Here is a 17,875-nt window from a genome sequence, read left to right on the forward strand (position 1 = left end):
TGGTAAACAACTGGGATGCCCTGACATGACAACCACCACTCACGGAAAACACCTTATTGCGGGCGCTTGGGTCGCAGGCGATGCAAGCTTCACATCGGAACCCGCACATGGGCCCGCCCGCCCGTTTTCGGTAGGCACCCCGGCACATGTAGATGCCGCCGTACAGGCCGCCGAGGACGCGTTTTGGTCCTTTGGCTATTCCAGCCGCGAAGACCGCGCTGCGTTTCTGAATGCCATCGCAGACGAAATCGAAGCCCGCGCCGACGCCATCACCGAGATCGGCACACAGGAATCCGGCTTGCCCGAAGCCCGCTTGCAGGGCGAACGCGGGCGCACAACCGGCCAGTTGCGCTTGTTTGCGTCGCATATTCTGGCGGGTGATTACCTTGATCGCCGTCACGACGACGCTTTGCCAGATCGCGCGCCTCTACCACGGCCAGACCTGAAGATGATCCAACGTCCGATTGGCCCTGTGGCCGTCTTCGGCGCCTCAAACTTCCCGTTGGCCTTTTCCACTGCCGGGGGCGACACAGCCGCCGCGCTTGCCGCAGGTTGCCCGGTTGTTGTCAAAGGCCACTCGGCTCACCCCGGCACGGCTGAAATCGTGGCCGAGGCGATCCATGCTGCCATTGCCAGTTGCAACCTGCATCCCGGCGTCTTCTCGCTGGTTCAGGGCGGTAAACGTGACGTGGGCCAAGCGCTTGTGCAGCACCCGTTGATCAAGGCGGTCGGGTTCACCGGATCCCTTGGTGGCGGGCGTGCTTTGTTTGATCTGTGTGCGCAGCGTCCCGAACCCATCCCTTTCTTTGGAGAGCTTGGTTCGGTCAACCCGATGTTCATCCTGTCGAATGCGGCAACGTCGCGTGGGGCAGAGATTGGTGCGGGTTGGGCCGGGTCGCTGACCATGGGGGCAGGGCAATTTTGCACCAATCCCGGCATTGTGATGATCCGCAAGGATCAGGCCGAAGCCTTCACGAAAGCAGCCACTGCCGCGCTTGAAGCCACGGGTGCCCAAACCATGCTGACCGATGGGATCGCGTCCGCCTATCGCGACGGGCAATCCCGTGTTGCAGGCGCCCCGGGTGTGCAGGAACTTCTGACATCAATGTGCGACATGCGTAACGCCACGCCTTATCTCTATCAGACCACAGCGTCGGATTGGCTGGCCAATGAAGCACTAGGGGAAGAGGTCTTTGGCCCGCTGGGACTAATTGTTCTGGCCGATGACCTTGCGCAGATGCAAGAGGTCGCCCGCAGTCTTCAGGGGCAACTGACCTGCACGATGTTCATGGATGATGAAGACATCGCAGACGCCAAAACTCTGATGCCCGTGTTGGAGCGTAAGGCAGGGCGTATCCTGACCAACGGTTACCCAACCGGGGTCGAGGTCAGTGACACCATGGTCCATGGCGGGCCCTATCCGGCCTCCACCAACTTCGGGGCGACATCCGTCGGCACCTTGTCGATCCGTCGCTTCCTGCGGCCCGTATGTTACCAAAACCTGCCCGACGCACTTCTTCCTGAGGCGTCTATGTTCTAGGGCAAAGAGTCAGTTTGATCTATAACCCGCCACGCGGTCCTGTGCCGCGTGGCGGGTTTATATTTGGTTAAGTCACGCCAGGCTGGGCAGCCAAAGTACGATGGCCGGGAACGCTACCAAAAGCGCGATTGTAATGGCGTCTGCGATGAAGAAAGGCGTCACGCCCTTGAACACATCTTGCACGCTTAGATCGTCCCTTACACCTGCAACCACAAAGCAATTCAGGCCGATGGGTGGGGTGATCAGACAGAATTCGGCCATCTTCACGACAAGGATGCCAAACCAGATCGCACACATTGGTCCAGACATGCCAAATGTGCTGTCCGCGGCGCTGACAAACTCACCACCATTCAGGGCCATCACAGCCGGATAAACAACGGGAAGTGTCAGCAGCAGCATTCCGATGGCATCCATGAACATCCCAAGCACCGCATAGGCCAGCAAGATGCAGACAAGGATCAGCATGGGGGACATGGTCAGCGACGTGATCCAATCCGAGAATGCGCTGGGCAGATCCGCAAATCCCAAAAAGCGCACGTAGACCAGAACGCCCCAGATGATGGTGAAAATCATGACGCTCAGCTTGGCGGTTTCCAACAGGGCTTCTTTCAGCTGCGTCCAGCGCATGCCGTGGTAGAGCGCGATTAGGAAGACAACGAAAGCCCCGATTGCGCCGCCTTCGGTCGGCGTACCCCATGCCTCGCCTCCGAACGGGTTGTAGACAAAGCAGATGATTGTGATGACCACGAAAACAATGGGCAAGGCAGGTGGAAGCGAGACCAAGCGCTCTTTCCAAGTATACCCGGTCACTGGTGGGCCAAACCCTTTAATCGTAAGCGCCATCCCTATGATCAGCAGAGCGTAAATCAGTGCCGAAAACGCTCCGGGGATAAATCCTGCCAGAAGCAATTTGCCGACATCCTGTTCGACGATGATGGCGTAAATCACAAGGATTGCAGATGGAGGAATCAGGGAGGCTAACGTGCCACCTGCTGCCACGACACCAGCGGCGAATTTCTTATCGTATCCGATCTTGAGCATTTCAGGGATGGCGATGCGTGCAAATACTGCCGAAGTAGCGACCGATGCACCCGAAACAGCCGCGAATCCGGCCGTTGCAAAAACCGTCGACACGGCAAGCCCCCCGGGCACCCATGCTATCCAGCGTTTCGCGGCTTCGAACAGTGCTTTGGTAAGGCCGGCGTAATAGGCAAGGTATCCGATTAGGATGAAGGTCGGGATCAGGGACAGGGCCTGACTGGAAACCTTGGAGTGCGGCACCTGACCTGCGGTTTTGACGGCAACGCCCAACGCCCATCCGAAATCATCCAGCCCATAGTCCTTCTTGGCCCAGAAGATCCAGATAAGCCCAATCATCCCAGCAAGAGCCGCCGCAAAAGCCACGCGCATCCCAAGGAAGACCAGCACCAAAAGGCCACCGGTGACCCAAAGTCCAATGTCGATAGGTTCCATCAGTTCTGCTCTTCAAGTTGGTTGGCTTCCATCTGCGCCTGCGTGGCGGCATCAGCTGGTAAGGGGATTGCGATGGGGTTCCCGGTCAGAATGGCGTGAAGATAGGCCCAAACTTGAAGGCACAACCGCACACACAGAATGCCGAATGCCAAGGGGGCCATCAGCTTGGCGGGCCAGATTGGCAATGCAATGTCCATCGAGCTGTCTCGGCTCCACATAGGGGCGGCGAAATCAAAACTGCGTTGGAAATGCGCCCAAGACCCCCAGAGCATCAAAATCATCAAAGCTAAAACGGCCAATGTCGTGATCAACTCAACGGTAAACAGCGTGCGCCCTTTTAACCGGCCCACGACCATGTCCATGCGGATATGCCCACCTTCACGCATCACGAATGATACCCCCATGAAGGCAATCAGTGGCATGGCTTGTTCAATCCAGTCGACATAGCCCGGCAATGGTGCATTCAGCGCGTTGCGCCCACCAACCGAAACCACGGCAAGGATCATCAGCGAAAAAACAGCCAGCCCGCTGATCAAACAAAAGGCGCGTTCGATACGCAGAAAAGCACGATCAGTTTTGCTGAGGATGCTGTTGTCAGACAGCACAAGAGATGCAGTCGCCATGGATGCCTCGTGTGTTGAAGAAAGGAATAAGCCCGCGCCAAGTCCGGCGCGGGCTTAAGGGATCTGCAGATTATTGACCGTCTGCGATCATGCCGGTGACAAGATCATACAGTTCCTGTGCAGGCAGGCCTGCAGCAGTGTTCTGTTCAATCCAAGCCGCGGCTGCGGGGGCTGCGGCGGCTTCTTTGAAGGCTGCGATTTCACCGTCCGAGAACGTAACAACCTCGATGCCGCGTTCTTCAAGGGCAGGGCCCCAAGCATCCATTGTCGCGCCATTGTAGTTGGCCAGGTAGTGATCCATAAACTCGTCAATCGACCCCAAAAGGGCGTTGCGATGTTCGTCGCTTAGATCAGCCAACGCATCTGTGTTGACCACAACCGGGCAGTTCACCGTGCCGGGGTTCAGGTTCGCCGTCCACCAGGTCGCATTCTCGATGGTCCCATAGGACATGTGGGCATGGGGCGCGAAAGCCACAGCTTTTACAACACCGCTGTCCATGGCCTGACGGACTTCTGATGCGGACATTGACGTCGGTACAGCCCCGACGGTTTCCATCGCTTTGCCGATGCCGCCGGTGGCCCGAACGCTTAACCCAGCGAAATCACCCAGCGATGCAGGAGCGTCACCGCCGCCAACGATATTGTACTGCGGCAAGGGCGATGGCATCAGCGGCGTCGCATTCCAACGTGCAAGATCGGCAATGGTGGCGGGGTGTTGATAGACCGCCATCGACAGGGCCACCTCTTGCTCAAGCGAGCTTACGCCCAAGAAGGGCAGTTCAAGTACAGTGATCGATGGGTTTTTGTCGCGGTGATAACCCGCGCAGAATTGTGCCATCTCAAATGCGCCGATCGAGATTCCGTCCAGATTTTCACGGTTCTTGCTAAGGCCGCCATAAGACAGGTTCAGCGTGAAATCGCCCCCTGTCTTTTCTGACACCAGTTCGGCCAGCTTTTCGACGTGCTCTGTGAATGCGCGGCGTTTGCCCCAAAGGGAAACGTTCCATTCTGTGGCCAGCGCCTGACCTGCAAAGGTTGCAGCAATGGTGGCGACAACGGCTCCGTTCAGATACTTCTTCATGTCTGATTTCCTCCCAGAATTCATTATGGAGCGAGTAAACAGCATCTGAAGACAAAAGCGTATGAAGAAAAGTGCCGGGGCATAAGCGGCAGCCCTGCGGATTTCCGCAGAGCTATAAAAGCGCGTCTTTATCGAGACCCAGTTTGACGATTTTTTCGTTCAAGGTGCGCCGCCCAATGCCCAATTCTGTGGCGGTATCATCCATACGGCCAGCGTGCTGTTGGATGGCTTTGCTGATCATCTGACGCTCGAACGCCGCAACGGCTTCGCGCAATCCGGGACGATCCGCCGGATCAAGCGCTGCCCCTGAAAGCGCTTCCCGCATTGTCCCAAGACCCTGCTTGGCCATCATCACGCACCGTTCAGCCACCTGTCGCAGCTCGCGCACATTGCCGGGCCAATTGTGCGCGATCAGTGCCGATGTATCCGCATCCGTCAAATCAGGTGTTGGAACCTCGTACAGCGAGGCGAAATCATGAAGGAAACGAACAGCCAACAAAGCGACATCGTCGGGCCGCGCCCGAAGTGGGGGAAGATGCAGGGCAAAACCGTTCAACCGAAACATAAGATCTTGCCGCAAGCGCCCTTGGCCAACCGCTTCTTCCGGGTCTTCGTTTGTGGCTGCGATAATGCGTAGGTCTAGTTTCTCTGGGGTGCCTTGTGCGGCATCCAGAATCTCTCCTGCATCCGCCAGTCTTAGAAGCACCGGTTGAAGATCTGGGGGACAGGCACAGATTTCGTCCAGAAACAAAGTGCCACCCGCAGCGCTGCGGGCCAGTTTCGGTAAGTTCTCGGCACTGATCTGCGCCGCATTAATCGCGATGAACGGAGCATCACATCGCGATGACAAATCATGGATGGCCCTTGCGACAAGGTCTTTTCCTGTGCCTGTCTCGCCCTGAACCAATACGGATGTATTGCTTAGGGCAACCATCGCAATCGCATCCCGTAGCCGCCGCATCTCGGGCGTTTGACCCAAAAGCACGCGGTCCAATCCAGACAGCTGATGCAAGCGTTCTTTGAGACGCGCGTTGCTTTGGCGCATTTGAAACTGCTCCGCCGCATGCGACAGGATTAGCAGCAATCGCTTTGGGTCATAGGGTTTTTCAACAAAGCTGTAGGCACCATGGTTCATCGCCTCGACGGCGGTCGGGATGTCGCCATGGGCAGATATCAGAACAATAGGGGGGGCCGTGTCGAGGCTTTTCAATAGATCCAGCCCCGTCATGCCCGGCATGCGTACATCAGACAGAATGACATCTGGCTGAAACTGCGCAATCCATCTGGCCGCATCCGTGGCACGGGCCAAGGGTTTGGCGATCCAGCCCGAAGCTTCGATCAGATCGACCAAAGAATTCCGCATCAACCTGTCATCATCAATGATCAACACTCGGAAACTGGTCATGTCTCTGCCTCGTTCTTGGGAAGGTTTACGCAGAACGTTGCGCCGCCATCGGGCCGGTCTTTCGCGGTGATTGACCCGTTGTGATCAGACACAATCCCTGCCGAGATTGTTAGCCCCAATCCCATACCTTCGCCGCTTTCGCGTGTCGTCGTAAAGGGCTCGCGTAGGTCGTCAAGGGAATGATCCCCCAGTCCGTGCCCGGTATCCGCAACCTTGAACCAGACAGTATCCGGCGTGTCGCCCATCGTGATCGTAACGATCTTTTCGTCCTGTTCTTCCACTGCATCGAGCGCATTGCGCACGATATTCGTCATCACCTGCTCGATGCGCAACTTGTTGGCGCAAAGCGTCAACGCGTGCTCTGGCGCCTGCACATCAATCCAAGCATCGCGGGCCTGAATGCTCGATTCTAACAAGGTTAGGGCGTCTTGCGCTGCATCCTTCAGGTCAAACACCTCAAAACTGTCGCGACCCTTGCGAGAGAAGAATTTCAATTGCCGCGTGATGCTTTCCATTCGTGCGACCAAGCCCTGCATCTTTTCGTTCAGGGTTGTTGGTCCCTCGGTCATTTCCGATGCCGCAAGCTGGTTTCGCATGGCTGCAATGGGCTGACCCAGTTCATGCGTGACGGACGAGGCAAGCTGCCCGAGCGCTGCAAGCCGGCCTGCGCGCTCCAGTTCGGTCTGAGTCTTTTGCAATGTCCGCTCTGCTGCACGTCGTTCGTCAATCTCTACGGCCAAACGCTCGTTGGCCAAACGCAGCTCCGCCTCTTCGCGCTCTGATGCGAAAAGCGCCGTTCGCACCCGGCGCAGGCGACTGACTTGCCAAGCACTAAAGCCCAACAAAACAAGCGCTAAGAAGGTTCCTGTCGCAAGCCAGGCCCGCGTTGCAGCCGGATCATCTGGAACAAAGAAATGCAGCGACCAGCCATTTGGCAAATCAGCAGTGCTCAGATACAGAAGGTCTTCTTCGCCAATTCTGGCAGTTTGCCGCAGAATGCTTGGCGACCAGTCCAAAGAAGCAAGCTGTTCGGCCCCGAACTGGCGTGATTGCATGATGTTGTCGCGCTGAGGCGCCGTAAGCCGAGCGAGCGTTTTGTAACGCCAGCTCGGCTCTGACGCCAACAGAACCACCCCGTCTGCATTGGCCAATATGATCTTCTCGCCCGAGGCCTGCCAGTCTTCTTGCAGCCGTGACAAATCGATCTTAATTGCTACAACCCCTGTGGCATCCGACTGCGGCTGGCGCACAGCCATCGCATAAAAATACCCCGGAATTCCTGTTGTCGCGCCGATCCCGTAGAACTCGCCCAGCTCGCCCCTTTGGGCGGCCTGGAAGTATGGCCGATAAGAGTAGTTCTGGCCTTTGAAGCTTCGTGGACTTTGCGCATTTGACGCAGCAATGGTCAGCCCGTCGCTGTTCATCAAGTAAATCGCATCGAGACCCGCGCTATGTGCGAAACGTGCCAGCCTTTTGTCCAAGGCGCTGACGGATCCATCAGAAAGCGCGCTGACCACCATAGGATCAAGAGACAAAAGAAACGGCAGGTGAGCAAAGTGGCGCAGTTCGCTTTCAAGGGTGCTGCGATAAAGCGACAATCGAGCTTCCGCTTTCGCGATTTCCTGCGATTTGAAGTAGCTAAACGAAGCCCAGTGAAGCCCTGCAGCTAAAAGCGTAACCGCCACCAATGAGATCAAGTAAATCGCACGCATGCCTATGACCTGACTGCTGTCATAAGAAAAATCAACCTGTTGGTTTCTTTGGACCGCGTCACATGAATCTCTGTGGCGTAAAACTGTCGATGTCACAGTGTGGCGTTCTTTTCTGAACCAGATCTGTCACGATCTTCCCAGTCACCCCGCCAAGCGTTAGGCCGATATGTTGGTGGCCAAATGCGTATATCATTCGCTTTGATGACGGGGAGGCACCGATCACTGGCAGCGCATCTGGCAGGGTTGGCCGATGCCCTAACCACGTGTCATCGGGTGAGTGTAGATCGCCAAACATTTCATGGGATTTTCGTGTCAGGTAATCAATGCGGCCGTGGTTGAAGGGCGCGTCGATTTCATTGATCTCGACCGTACCAGCAATGCGCAATCCTTGCGCCATTGGGGTGGCATAGAACCCGGCTTCGGCCCAGCCAACGGGCCGAGACACAAGCTCTGCGTGATCTCGATATAGGATGTGATAGCCACGTTCAGTTCCCAGTGGCAACGGCTCCGCACCGGTGCCTTTTATCTGCCGGGACCGCGCGCCTGCGGTGAGCGTGAAGTATCGACCACGTAGCTCAGTTCCATCACTCAGCCATGCCGTCACACCACTCTCATCCGGTTTGCAGCGGTCGAGTCTCGTGGGAAGATACGTGCCACCCAATGCTTCGAACCGGCGCATCATGCGGGCCACAAGCTCTTGCGGGTTGGTCAGATGACGCGCGCCCTTGAAATGCAGCCCGCGATAGATGGGCTGTTTCAGGTTGGGCTCCATCGCACGAACTGCGTCTGGGGAAAGCTCGTCAAAATCTACGCCCTGTTCGCGGCGCATGGCATTGCTTTCACGTGCACCTTCGTACCCGGCGCGGGTCGACCAGACATAAAGACAGTCATTATTGACGATAAGGTCATCGGCACCGGCCGCGGATATCAGGGGATCAAGGCCGGCATCTGCATAGGACAAGAACTGCCCTAAGGCTTCGGAGATATGTCGAACCCTCGAGGCGCGGCAGTTGTTCAGAAATGACAGCATCCAACGCGGGTTCTTTAGTCCATGCAGAAGGTTAAAGCTTAACGGGCTGTCTTTGCTGGTCAGCAGTTGAGGCAGAGATGCAAATATCGACGGGCTGTTGACCGGAATGCAGGCATAGGTGGCGATGGTGCAGGCGGACCCGTAGGTTGTTCCCGATCCCGGTGGATTCGGATCGCAAACAGCGACCTTCAACCCATCCATCTGGGCATAAAGCGCAGCTGACATGCCCACCATGCCAGCGCCCGCAACAATCAGATCGAAGTCCGCTTGCGGTTTCGTCACTGTTTATTGCTCCTCAAGTGCAGTGCGCAGGTTGGCGGCGGAATCTGATCGCCATTGCATCTAACGCGCGGTCAAAGCTTCGATGCTTTATTGTGCTCTCGGAAACGATGGACATCGCCCGATGTTTGTCAAGCGTGTCGCATCCAAGTCTTACGGGCTGGCGAATGTATTACTAGATCAAAACCCCGCAGGCAAAAAAGCACCCTGAATTAAGTATTTACGAGAAATTCGTGAAAGCTTACCGTGAAATTGTGATCCAAATTTCACAGGTCTGCGTAACTAAGATATGTTGACACAGACCTTAGATAACCCGAGCAGCGCAAAAAGCGTCCGCGTGATGCCTTGCCACGAAAGAGAGCCTGTGTCGCAAAGCAAAACCGATTATTCACAACAGACCAAGTGGATGCTGGCCGTTCGGGACAACCGTGATCGCACCGCATTTGCTGCTTTGTTCGACCATTTTGCACCGCGCCTGAAGGGTTTCATTATTCGTTCAGGGGCGTCAGCCCATCAGGCTGAAGAGATTGTTCAGGACGTGATGCTGACCATCTGGCGCAAAGCATCCATGTTCGATCCGCACCGCGCGCAGGTCTCTGCCTGGATTTATCAGATCGCCCGCAATCGCCAGATCGATATCGTGCGCAAGGAAAACCGGCCGATGCCGGAAGAGCTAAAAGAAGAGCCGAGCATGGAACCGGACGCCAGCCAGATACTTGGCCTTGAACAAGAGGCCGGACAGCTGAAACAAGCCCTCGCCAATCTGAAGCCAGAACAGCGAGAGATCATCGAGAAAGCCTATTTGGGCGAGCTGACACATCAAGAGATCAGCGCCCAGACAGGACTACCACTCGGAACCATTAAGTCACGTATCCGGCTGGGGCTGGAACGTTTGAGACACGAGTTGAAGGACCTCAAACAATGAGTGCCATAAACCATCACATCCCCGACGCCATGTTGGCGGCTTATGCAGCAGGCACGCTTCCGCATGCGTTTGCAATTGCCGTTGCCAGCCATGTGTCGCTGTGTGCGCAGTGCCGCGTGGCGCTTGAGGCGCATCAGGCTGTCGGTGGGGCCGTATTGGAAGATACCAATGCTGTTGCAGTGTCGTCTTCGCTTAAGGACAGCATCCTTGCACAACTGGACGCCCCGTTTACGCCCGAACCGGTCTACGATCGGAATGGTATCTATCCGGGACCGGTTATGGAAGTCATGCAAGGCCGCGCGCCCAAGTGGAAGAAACTGGGCATGGGCGTTCGGCAGGATATCCTTACGGCCGACGCGCATGGCTCGGTCAGGCTTCTCTACATCCCGTCGGGCCAAGCCGTTCCGGATCACAGCCACAACGGGTTAGAGATGACGCTTGTCTTGCAAGGCAGCTTTAGCGATGAAACCGGCCGTTTCGGCGTGGGCGATATTGAGATTGCCGATGAAACGCTGGAACATACGCCGGTGGCTGATCCGGGTGACGCATGTATCTGTCTTGCTGCAACGGACGCGCGATTACGCTTCAGTGCGCTGATGCCGAGGCTACTACAGCCGCTGTTCCGGATCTGATATTCTCCGCATCGTAATACTTAGATAAACCATCGGATTTCCGGTGGTTTATTTTTTATTATCAAGTGGTTAGATCACGAATTCGTGAGGAAGTCATCCAACGAAAGTGCTGCTGCGTAACCCTTATACGAACACGAAATAAAACCGGGCGACGCCCGCTCACCGACATGGAGTTCCTACAATGAAATCGAAATTCAAAACCGCCTTCGCCGCTGCCGCACTTAGCCTTTCCGCAGTCGCCGCCCACGCTGACAACATCGTTGAAATCGCCGCTGCTGATGACCGCTTCTCGACCCTTGTCGCCGCTGTGACGGCCGCTGGACTGGCCGAGACCTTGTCGGGTCCGGGTCCGTTCACAGTGTACGCCCCTGTCAACGATGCCTTTGCTGCTCTGCCAGAAGGCACAGTTGAAACGCTGCTGAAACCGGAAAACAAAGGTCAGCTGACCAATGTGCTGCTTTACCATGTGGATGATCGCAAGCTGATGGCTGGCATGATCCCCGCAGGCTCAAACTACTTCAAGCCGATCCTTGCCAGCGAACGTCTGTGTATCACGGCGGGTTCTGATGGCGTGATGATCGCTGATGGTACCGGCGAGATGGCGAACGTAGTGATTGCGGACATCAAAGCCGATAACGGCGTGATCCATGTGATCGACAAAGTGCTTCTACCCGGCACACGCCCTGCCTGTCACTAATCCCCCCGCTTCGGCCCCAAAGCCGGGGCAATTCCCCCAAGGGTCGACGCATTTAGTCTCAGGTGCGTCGGCCTTTTTTTGTTCTGGAAGGTGAATTGGATGCGGTCGGAGTACAGATGTGGCTCTTATTTGCCGCGATAGACGAGGATGTCTGGCAAATACTCTAAGCAGCGCATTGCCCATGAAAAGGGTGCCGGGAAATCTGTTCGGAACCGGCGTTTCTTCATCGCTGATAGCACACGTTCCGCAGCGGCCTCGGGCGTCATAAGCATCGGCATGCGAAAGCTGTTCTTCTCGGTAAGGCGGGTCTTGATGAAACCGGGATTGACCAGACGCACTGTCACGCCGGTTCCTTTGAGGTCAAAGCGCATGGTCTCGGCCAAACTGACAAGTGCAGCTTTGCTGGCTCCATATCCGATTGCAGCGGGCAGTCCGCGATATCCGGCCAGAGAACCAACCAGCGTGATATCTCCCTGCCCATTTTTAACAAAGCCCGGCACAACTTCGCCCAGCACGCGCAGCGCGCCGGTGAAATTGACGTCGCTCATCCTAAGTGCGGCTTTGCTGTCCCATTCGGTTGCGCGCATGGGCTCATAGGCGCCAGCGTTGTAGATCACGCCATCCAACGGGCCGATAGAAGCGGCGGCGGTACGAACAGCATCGGTGTCGGTGACGTCTAACGGCACCACCTGGGCATTCTTTAACGCGCCATAGAGTTGCTCGAGCCTCTCAGCATTGCGCGCGGACAGGATCACGTGCGCGCCTTCTTCATCCAGACGTTGCGCAAGAGCGCGCCCCAAGCCTTCACTGGCCCCGATGAGCCAATAGGTTTTGCCTGGAAAATGCGTCATTCTTCGGCACCGCGCAGATCCTGCCCATCGCTGACAAGCTGTTCCGGTGGGCGCTGTTTCTTCAGAAATGGTGCGCGTTTGAAGTAAAGGATCACGGCCTGCCAATGGATCAACGCCAGAACTCTGGCCGCGCCCATCGGTCTGCGGATCGCAGCCCATGCCAGTGACCCACTGGTTGCGGGGCGGCGGTCGCCGGATAGCGTCGCCAATACGCCGTGATCGCCGTTCTTGAATGAAATGCGAATGTCGATCGCGTCGTCAGTCATGCCGAAATTAAACGCGTAGTGACCTTCGATCTTCTGGAAGGGCGAGACATGCATAAGCTTCTGAGCAACCAAAGTGTCGCCTTTCCGGATCGGCGCGAACCCGTCACGCGCACAGAAATAGCAATGTCGCTGTCCAAAGGTGCTGTTGACCTCGGCCACAAAGGCACGTGGTGTGCCGTCCACAAGGGCAATCCAGAAACTGACCGGGTTGAAGTGGAACCATAAGAAGCTGGGTTGTGTAAGCAGTAGAAGCTGTGCGTTTTCCGTCGACAGCCCGCGTTCTTCCAGAATGGATCGAAACCATTCCACACCGCGACCGTCGTCGCGCACGCCACCATGTCGGTGATCCCAAACGGACCAGAGGTTGAAACGATTGCGAGAAATCAGGCGCGGATTAACCGGGCCAAGGTCGGTCAGCACATAATCCACGCCATAGGTGAACGCATTTTTCAGCGCGCCACGGCGCGCGTGGTGGGTTTGGGCCTGAATATGTTCCAGCATCATATGGTTTCTACGCGCGCGATGGGTGTTTGGATCACTTTAGTGGAAAGTTTTTCCAAACAAAAATGATCCAGATGCCAAGGCCTTACGTAATCCACTCATACCACCCCTGAGGCGAGGACAGCATGTACGATCAAACCCAAGGCCCCCGCAAACGGATCGCCATTGTTGGCGGCGGCATTTCGGGCCTTTCTGCCGCGTATTATTTGGCACCCTTTCACGATGTCACCCTGTTCGAAGCTGCTCCGCGTTTGGGCGGGCATGCGCGCACGGTGATGGCAGGCAAGAACGGCGACCAACCGGTCGATACGGGCTTTATCGTTTTCAACTATGTCACCTATCCTTACCTGACACGGCTGTTTCGCGACCTCGACGTGCCGGTGATCAAAAGCGAAATGAGCTTTGGTGCCAGCATCAATGACGGCCAACTGGAATATGGCCTGAACACCCTAGGCGCCATTACGGCGCAAAAAGGCAACCTGCTGCGCCCGCAATTCATAAAGATGATCGCCGATATCGTTCGGTTTGGAAAACACGCCGAGGCCGCTGCCAAAGACGACGACAAAAACATCGGCGAGCTGGTGGACGAGCTGGGATTGGGGAAGTGGTTTCGCGACAACTATTTGATGCCGATGTGTGGCGCGATCTGGTCGACGCCCGTCGCTGAAGTGGACCAGTTCCCGGCGAAATCGCTGGTGCAGTTCTTTCGCAACCACGCGCTTTTGGCAGGTGCAGGCGAGCACCAGTGGTGGACCGTCAAAGGCGGCAGCATCGAATATGTCCGCAGGCTAGAGGCTGCTTTGGTCGCGCGTGGATGTGATATTCGCACGAGCACTCCTGTTAAGCATGTGCAGCGCGACGATTTTGGCGTTCACATCCATACCGGCGACGCGGAACTGGCTACGTTCGACGAGCTGATCCTTGCATGCCATTCTGATCAAACTTTGAAGATCCTTGGCGAAAACGCCACCGAAGCTGAGGCCGCTGCCCTTGGAAACATCCGCTATCAGCCCAACAAGGCTGTGCTTCATTGCGACACCGGGCAGATGCCGCGTCGCAAGGCCGCTTGGTCAAGTTGGTCCTATCGGTCGCAAGACGGTGACATCGGCGTCACCTATTGGATGAACAAGCTTCAGGCCATCCCTGAAAGCGATCCGCTTTTCGTCACTTTGAACCCCTCTAAGCCCATCCCTACGGATGCGATCTATGACGAGGTGCAGTTTCAACATCCGGTGTTCGACAAAGCTGCCCTGAAGGCCCAGCAGGTTATCCGTCAGATGCAGGGGCAAAACCACACGTGGTTCGCCGGTGCATGGAACCGGCACGGTTTCCACGAAGATGGCATCGCCAGCGCAATGCGCATCGTCCGCAAGCTTACCAACAGTCACCAATTCAAAGGAATGGATTATGCGTTTCACGAACAAAGCCCTGAAGTCGAACTTCCTATCGACATGCGAGCGTCTGCGTGACGGTCAACTGACCCTGCGCACGCCCGAGGGTGAACGCTATCACTTCGGAACGTCTGGTCCCGAAGCGGAAATGGTCATTCGTGATTGGGCGGCTGTGTCAGCCATGGCAGCACATGGGCAGGTCGGGCTGGGGGAAACCTATGTGCAAGGGATGTGGGACACACCGTCCGTTGAAGGCCTGATGGCCTTGGCGATGAACAACCGTGACCACCTTGGTGCCTATGATCAGGCCAGCCCGTTTCACAAGGCGAAGTTTCGATTGGTTGATACGGTGATGCGCGCGAACTCGCGCCGTGGATCACGCAAGAACATCCGGTCCCATTATGACGTTGGAAACGAATTCTACGCGCTCTGGCTGGATGACGGTATGACCTACTCGTCCGGTCTATTTGATGATGGTGACACTGATCTGGCGCGTGCGCAGACCCGTAAGAATGACCGCGCCTTGTCGCGGCTTGGAGACGGTGTCCGGGTCTTGGAGATTGGGTGCGGCTGGGGTGGCTTCGCAGAACATGCCAGTCAGGAAGGCCGGGATGTGACAGGCGTCACGATCTCGCGCAATCAGCACAGCTATGCGGAATGCCGCCTTGACGGGCGCGCTGACATTCAGCTGCGGGACTATCGCGACATCAACGGGCAATATGACAACATCGTCTCGATCGAGATGATCGAGGCCGTCGGCGCGCGCTACTGGCCCAGCTACTTCCAGACACTAAAACGCAATCTTGCCGAAGGTGGGCGCGTGCTGTTGCAGGCAATCACCGTCAAAGACAGTTTCTTTGAAACCTACAAGACGTCGTCCGACTACATCCGCCAATATGTCTTTCCCGGCGGCATGCTGTTGTCCGACAGCGTGATCGCGAGCCAAGCCAACGCCGCCGGTTTTGCAGTGCGCGACAGCTTCGATTTTGGTCGGGACTATGCCCAAACCTGCCGGATCTGGGCCGAACGCCTGAGCGCCCAGAAACGCCGGATTGCCGAGATGGGATACAACGAGGGTTTCTTTCGCAATTGGCAGTATTACCTTGAGATTTGCGCGGCATCTTTCGCCGTGGGTCACACCAATGTGGTCCAAGTGGAGCTCGCCCATGCGTAGATGCATCGCCCTTCTCTGGTTGCTTTTGACACCAATCAGCGCGCAGGCGAATACGGTTGAGGCCGTGTTGCCAGATGCCGAGCTGCGAGGCGCTGCGACGTTCCGGTTCGTGGGGTTCCCGCTCTACAAAGCGCGGCTGTTTACCCAATCCGGCGCACCTTTGGATTGGAGCAAGGATTTTGGGCTTGAACTGCAATACATGCGCAACCTTACAGAGTTTGATCTGGTTGAAAGCACAATGCGCGAGCTTGCGCGCTTGGGGTCGGATTTACCGGTCCGTGATCAGCTGAGCACCTGCTTTGACGATGTGCGCAAAGGTGATCGCTATACGGCGGTGTCAAAGGGGCAGAACAAGATTGCATTCTGGCTGAATGGCAAACCCACCTGTACGCTCTCGCACCCAAAAATTAAGTCCCGTTTCATGGGCATTTTTCTGGGCGAGAACACCCGTTCGAAATCCTTTACCCGCAAACTGAAAGGCGAGTGATGCTGTACCCGCGCGTCAGTCTCTATGCTTTGATGCTGGCTGCGGCGGGCATTCCGCTTTACATCCATCTGCCCCGTTTCGCGTCGTTGAATTTGGGAATTGGATTGGGCGCTGTTGGCACCATTCTTTTGGTGATCCGGCTTGTTGATCTTGTGCAGGATCCGCTGATCGGTTGGGCGATCGACCGCTGGCCACGGGCACAAAGCACTTTCGCGATCACGGCGGCCCTTGGGTTGGCAATCGGCTTTCCTTTGCTGTTTGCGCTGAACTCCGGTCCGAACGTTGTCGCCCAGATCATCGCAATCCTTGTACTGCTATTCTCGTCCTACAGCCTGGGCATGATCCTGCTTTACGCCCGCAGTGCGACACTTGCGGCATCTCCAGCGCCGCGCGATTTGATGACCATGGCCGCCTTCCGCGAAGGGGGGATGCTCACCGGTGTCGTGGTCGCGTCCATCGTGCCGACGATCTTTGTGGCAATGGGCGCAAGCGCGCAGGGTTATCCGGCGTTTGGGCTGTTTCTGGGCGCGCTTGCAGTGGCCTGTGCCGCCATCTCATTCCCTATCTGGCAGCGTCAACCGATCCCGGGCGAACCCTTGTCGCTTTCTGGTCTCAGCCAATCCGGCGCGATGCGACTTTTGGTGCTGGCATTGGTCAACAGCTTGCCTGTCGCCATCACGTCCACCCTGTTTCTGTTCTTCGTCGAAGACCGACTGCAATTGCCGGGCCAAGCCGGCCCCTTACTGATCCTGTTTTTCTTGAGCGCTGGCCTGAGCCTTCCAATCTGGACACGGACAAGCCATCGTTTTGGGCCAAAACTGACCCTTCTGATTGCCATGCCGCTTGCCATCCTCGGCTTTGCCGGCGCGGCGTTTCTGGCGCCCGGAAACCTAGTTGGCTTTGCGATGGTTTGCATCGCTTCGGGGGCGGCGCTGGGCGCAGATATGGTGATCCTGCCCGCCATGTTCTCGGTCGCGCTTAACCGGGCGGGGCTTGAGCCGTCGCTGGCTTTTGGTATCTGGTCTTTCGCTGGCAAGCTCGGCCTTGCGCTGGCCGCCTTCCTTGTCCTGCCCTTGCTTGAGCGAAGCGGGTTCGCGCCCGGCGCGCCCAACAGTGCCCATGCACTGACCACTTTGAACGTCTCTTACGCTGTTATTCCCTGCATCCTGAAACTTGGCGCAATGGCCCTTGTCCTTGCGCTCCCCTCTGAGGGTCGAACCACATGAAACTTCTTACCATCCTTCCCTTGCTGGTACTTTTAGCGATGGTTGCCAAATCCCTGCTTCTAAGCTTCCGCGCGCAAAGCCCCGAGGATTACGCAAGCACCAATCCCGCCTTCGTGCTGAAAACGCACTTGTCCGGCCCGATCCTGTCCGAAGGGCTGATCTATGGACCGACGGGCAAAATGACCAACAGCTTCGTCGCCAAAATGGTTGGTGAATGGGACGGTGATACCGGAACGCTGAGCGAGGAGTTCACCTATTCCAACGGCAAACAGCAAAGCCGCAAATGGTTCTTGAAACTGGGTGAAGGCAACACATTCACTGCCACGGCCGACGACCTAATCGGTGAGGCGCGTGGCACAGTCTCGGGGTCAACCATCAAGATGGAATATAAAATCGTGCTTCCCGAAGAGGCAGGGGGCCACACACTGTCTGTTACCGACTGGCTTTACCTGACTGAGAATGGCGTGATCATGAACAAATCCGAGATGCGTAAGTTCGGCATCAAGGTCGCTGAACTGATTGCCACGATGCGCCCAGACCATGCTGCGCAGCAGTAACCGCGGTTCACCCAAACAAGAAGGA

The 17,875-nt window shown here is 56.6% G+C and carries 17 protein-coding genes; 9 read left to right on the plus strand and 8 right to left on the minus strand.

Annotated elements, in window-relative coordinates; all coding sequences use genetic code 11:
• Positions 1-25 precede the first annotated feature (25 nt).
• On the plus strand, positions 26-1,540 hold the full coding sequence (locus AC0L6A_RS02600; RefSeq protein ID WP_473292010.1) for an aldehyde dehydrogenase (NADP(+)): 1,515 nt from the start codon (positions 26-28) through the stop codon (positions 1,538-1,540).
• A gap of 72 nt (positions 1,541-1,612) precedes the next feature.
• Here AC0L6A_RS02600 and AC0L6A_RS02605 read toward each other — a convergent pair whose 3' ends face one another.
• The 6 genes from AC0L6A_RS02605 to AC0L6A_RS02630 form a co-directional block, all read right to left on the minus strand.
• The gene (locus AC0L6A_RS02605; protein WP_246927870.1) at positions 1,613-3,013 is read right to left on the minus strand and encodes a TRAP transporter large permease; all 1,401 of its coding nucleotides are present in this window, start codon (positions 3,011-3,013) and stop codon (positions 1,613-1,615) included.
• Entirely contained in the window at positions 3,013-3,636 is a 624-nt protein-coding gene (locus tag AC0L6A_RS02610) for a TRAP transporter small permease subunit (protein ID WP_473292011.1), read from the minus strand. Before AC0L6A_RS02610 ends, AC0L6A_RS02605 begins: the two co-directional genes overlap by 1 nt.
• Positions 3,637-3,706: 70 nt before the next feature.
• Positions 3,707-4,717: a type 2 periplasmic-binding domain-containing protein gene (locus AC0L6A_RS02615; RefSeq protein WP_473292013.1), complete on the minus strand. Its 1,011-nt coding sequence runs from the start codon at positions 4,715-4,717 to the stop codon at positions 3,707-3,709.
• Between the two features lie 112 nt (positions 4,718-4,829).
• Positions 4,830-6,122, minus strand: a complete 1,293-nt coding sequence (locus AC0L6A_RS02620; RefSeq protein ID WP_473292015.1) for a sigma-54-dependent transcriptional regulator — start codon at positions 6,120-6,122, stop codon at positions 4,830-4,832.
• Complete coding sequence (locus tag AC0L6A_RS02625; RefSeq protein WP_473293355.1) at positions 6,119-7,687, minus strand: sensor histidine kinase; 1,569 nt, start codon at positions 7,685-7,687, stop codon at positions 6,119-6,121. Before AC0L6A_RS02625 ends, AC0L6A_RS02620 begins: the two co-directional genes overlap by 4 nt.
• A gap of 205 nt (positions 7,688-7,892) precedes the next feature.
• The gene (locus AC0L6A_RS02630; protein WP_473292016.1) at positions 7,893-9,146 is read right to left on the minus strand and encodes an NAD(P)/FAD-dependent oxidoreductase; all 1,254 of its coding nucleotides are present in this window, start codon (positions 9,144-9,146) and stop codon (positions 7,893-7,895) included.
• Positions 9,147-9,483: 337 nt separating this feature from the next.
• On the opposite strand from AC0L6A_RS02630, the gene AC0L6A_RS02635 reads away from it, so the two are divergent.
• The 3 genes from AC0L6A_RS02635 to AC0L6A_RS02645 all read left to right on the plus strand — a co-directional run bounded on the left by AC0L6A_RS02635 (position 9,484) and on the right by AC0L6A_RS02645 (position 11,397).
• A complete protein-coding gene (locus AC0L6A_RS02635; RefSeq protein ID WP_473292018.1) occupies positions 9,484-10,068 on the plus strand; it encodes a sigma-70 family RNA polymerase sigma factor in 585 nt (194 codons plus the stop codon).
• The gene (locus AC0L6A_RS02640) at positions 10,065-10,700 is read left to right on the plus strand and encodes a ChrR family anti-sigma-E factor (protein WP_473292019.1); all 636 of its coding nucleotides are present in this window, start codon (positions 10,065-10,067) and stop codon (positions 10,698-10,700) included. The genes AC0L6A_RS02635 and AC0L6A_RS02640 overlap by 4 nt, the downstream gene beginning before the upstream one ends.
• A 181-nt stretch (positions 10,701-10,881) precedes the next feature.
• Positions 10,882-11,397: a fasciclin domain-containing protein gene (locus tag AC0L6A_RS02645; RefSeq protein ID WP_473292020.1), complete on the plus strand. Its 516-nt coding sequence runs from the start codon at positions 10,882-10,884 to the stop codon at positions 11,395-11,397.
• A gap of 125 nt (positions 11,398-11,522) precedes the next feature.
• On the opposite strand, the gene AC0L6A_RS02650 is transcribed toward AC0L6A_RS02645, so the two are convergent.
• A complete protein-coding gene (locus tag AC0L6A_RS02650) occupies positions 11,523-12,248 on the minus strand; it encodes an SDR family NAD(P)-dependent oxidoreductase (RefSeq protein ID WP_473292021.1) in 726 nt (241 codons plus the stop codon).
• Positions 12,245-13,018, minus strand: coding sequence for a DUF1365 domain-containing protein (locus AC0L6A_RS02655; RefSeq protein ID WP_473292022.1), 774 nt, complete (start codon positions 13,016-13,018; stop codon positions 12,245-12,247). Before AC0L6A_RS02655 ends, AC0L6A_RS02650 begins: the two co-directional genes overlap by 4 nt.
• A gap of 122 nt (positions 13,019-13,140) precedes the next feature.
• On the opposite strand from AC0L6A_RS02655, the gene AC0L6A_RS02660 reads away from it, so the two are divergent.
• Genes AC0L6A_RS02660 through AC0L6A_RS02680 form a run of 5 tightly spaced genes read left to right on the plus strand, consistent with a single transcriptional unit; the run spans position 13,141 to position 17,850 of the window.
• Positions 13,141-14,484, plus strand: a complete 1,344-nt coding sequence (locus AC0L6A_RS02660; protein ID WP_473292023.1) for an NAD(P)/FAD-dependent oxidoreductase — start codon at positions 13,141-13,143, stop codon at positions 14,482-14,484.
• Entirely contained in the window at positions 14,423-15,580 is a 1,158-nt protein-coding gene (locus AC0L6A_RS02665; protein ID WP_473292025.1) for a class I SAM-dependent methyltransferase, read from the plus strand. The genes AC0L6A_RS02660 and AC0L6A_RS02665 overlap by 62 nt, the downstream gene beginning before the upstream one ends.
• Positions 15,573-16,067 carry a chalcone isomerase family protein gene (locus tag AC0L6A_RS02670; RefSeq protein WP_473292026.1) on the plus strand — a complete coding sequence of 165 codons (495 nt, stop codon included), beginning with the start codon at positions 15,573-15,575 and terminating at the stop codon, positions 16,065-16,067. The genes AC0L6A_RS02665 and AC0L6A_RS02670 overlap by 8 nt, the downstream gene beginning before the upstream one ends.
• Positions 16,067-17,293 carry an MFS transporter gene (locus tag AC0L6A_RS02675; RefSeq protein WP_473292027.1) on the plus strand — a complete coding sequence of 409 codons (1,227 nt, stop codon included), beginning with the start codon at positions 16,067-16,069 and terminating at the stop codon, positions 17,291-17,293. Before AC0L6A_RS02670 ends, AC0L6A_RS02675 begins: the two co-directional genes overlap by 1 nt.
• Entirely contained in the window at positions 17,290-17,850 is a 561-nt protein-coding gene (locus AC0L6A_RS02680; RefSeq protein WP_473292028.1) for a DUF3833 domain-containing protein, read from the plus strand. The genes AC0L6A_RS02675 and AC0L6A_RS02680 overlap by 4 nt, the downstream gene beginning before the upstream one ends.
• The last annotated feature ends 25 nt before the right edge of the window (positions 17,851-17,875 follow it).

The organism is Aliiroseovarius sp. D2-2 (genome assembly GCF_055809455.1).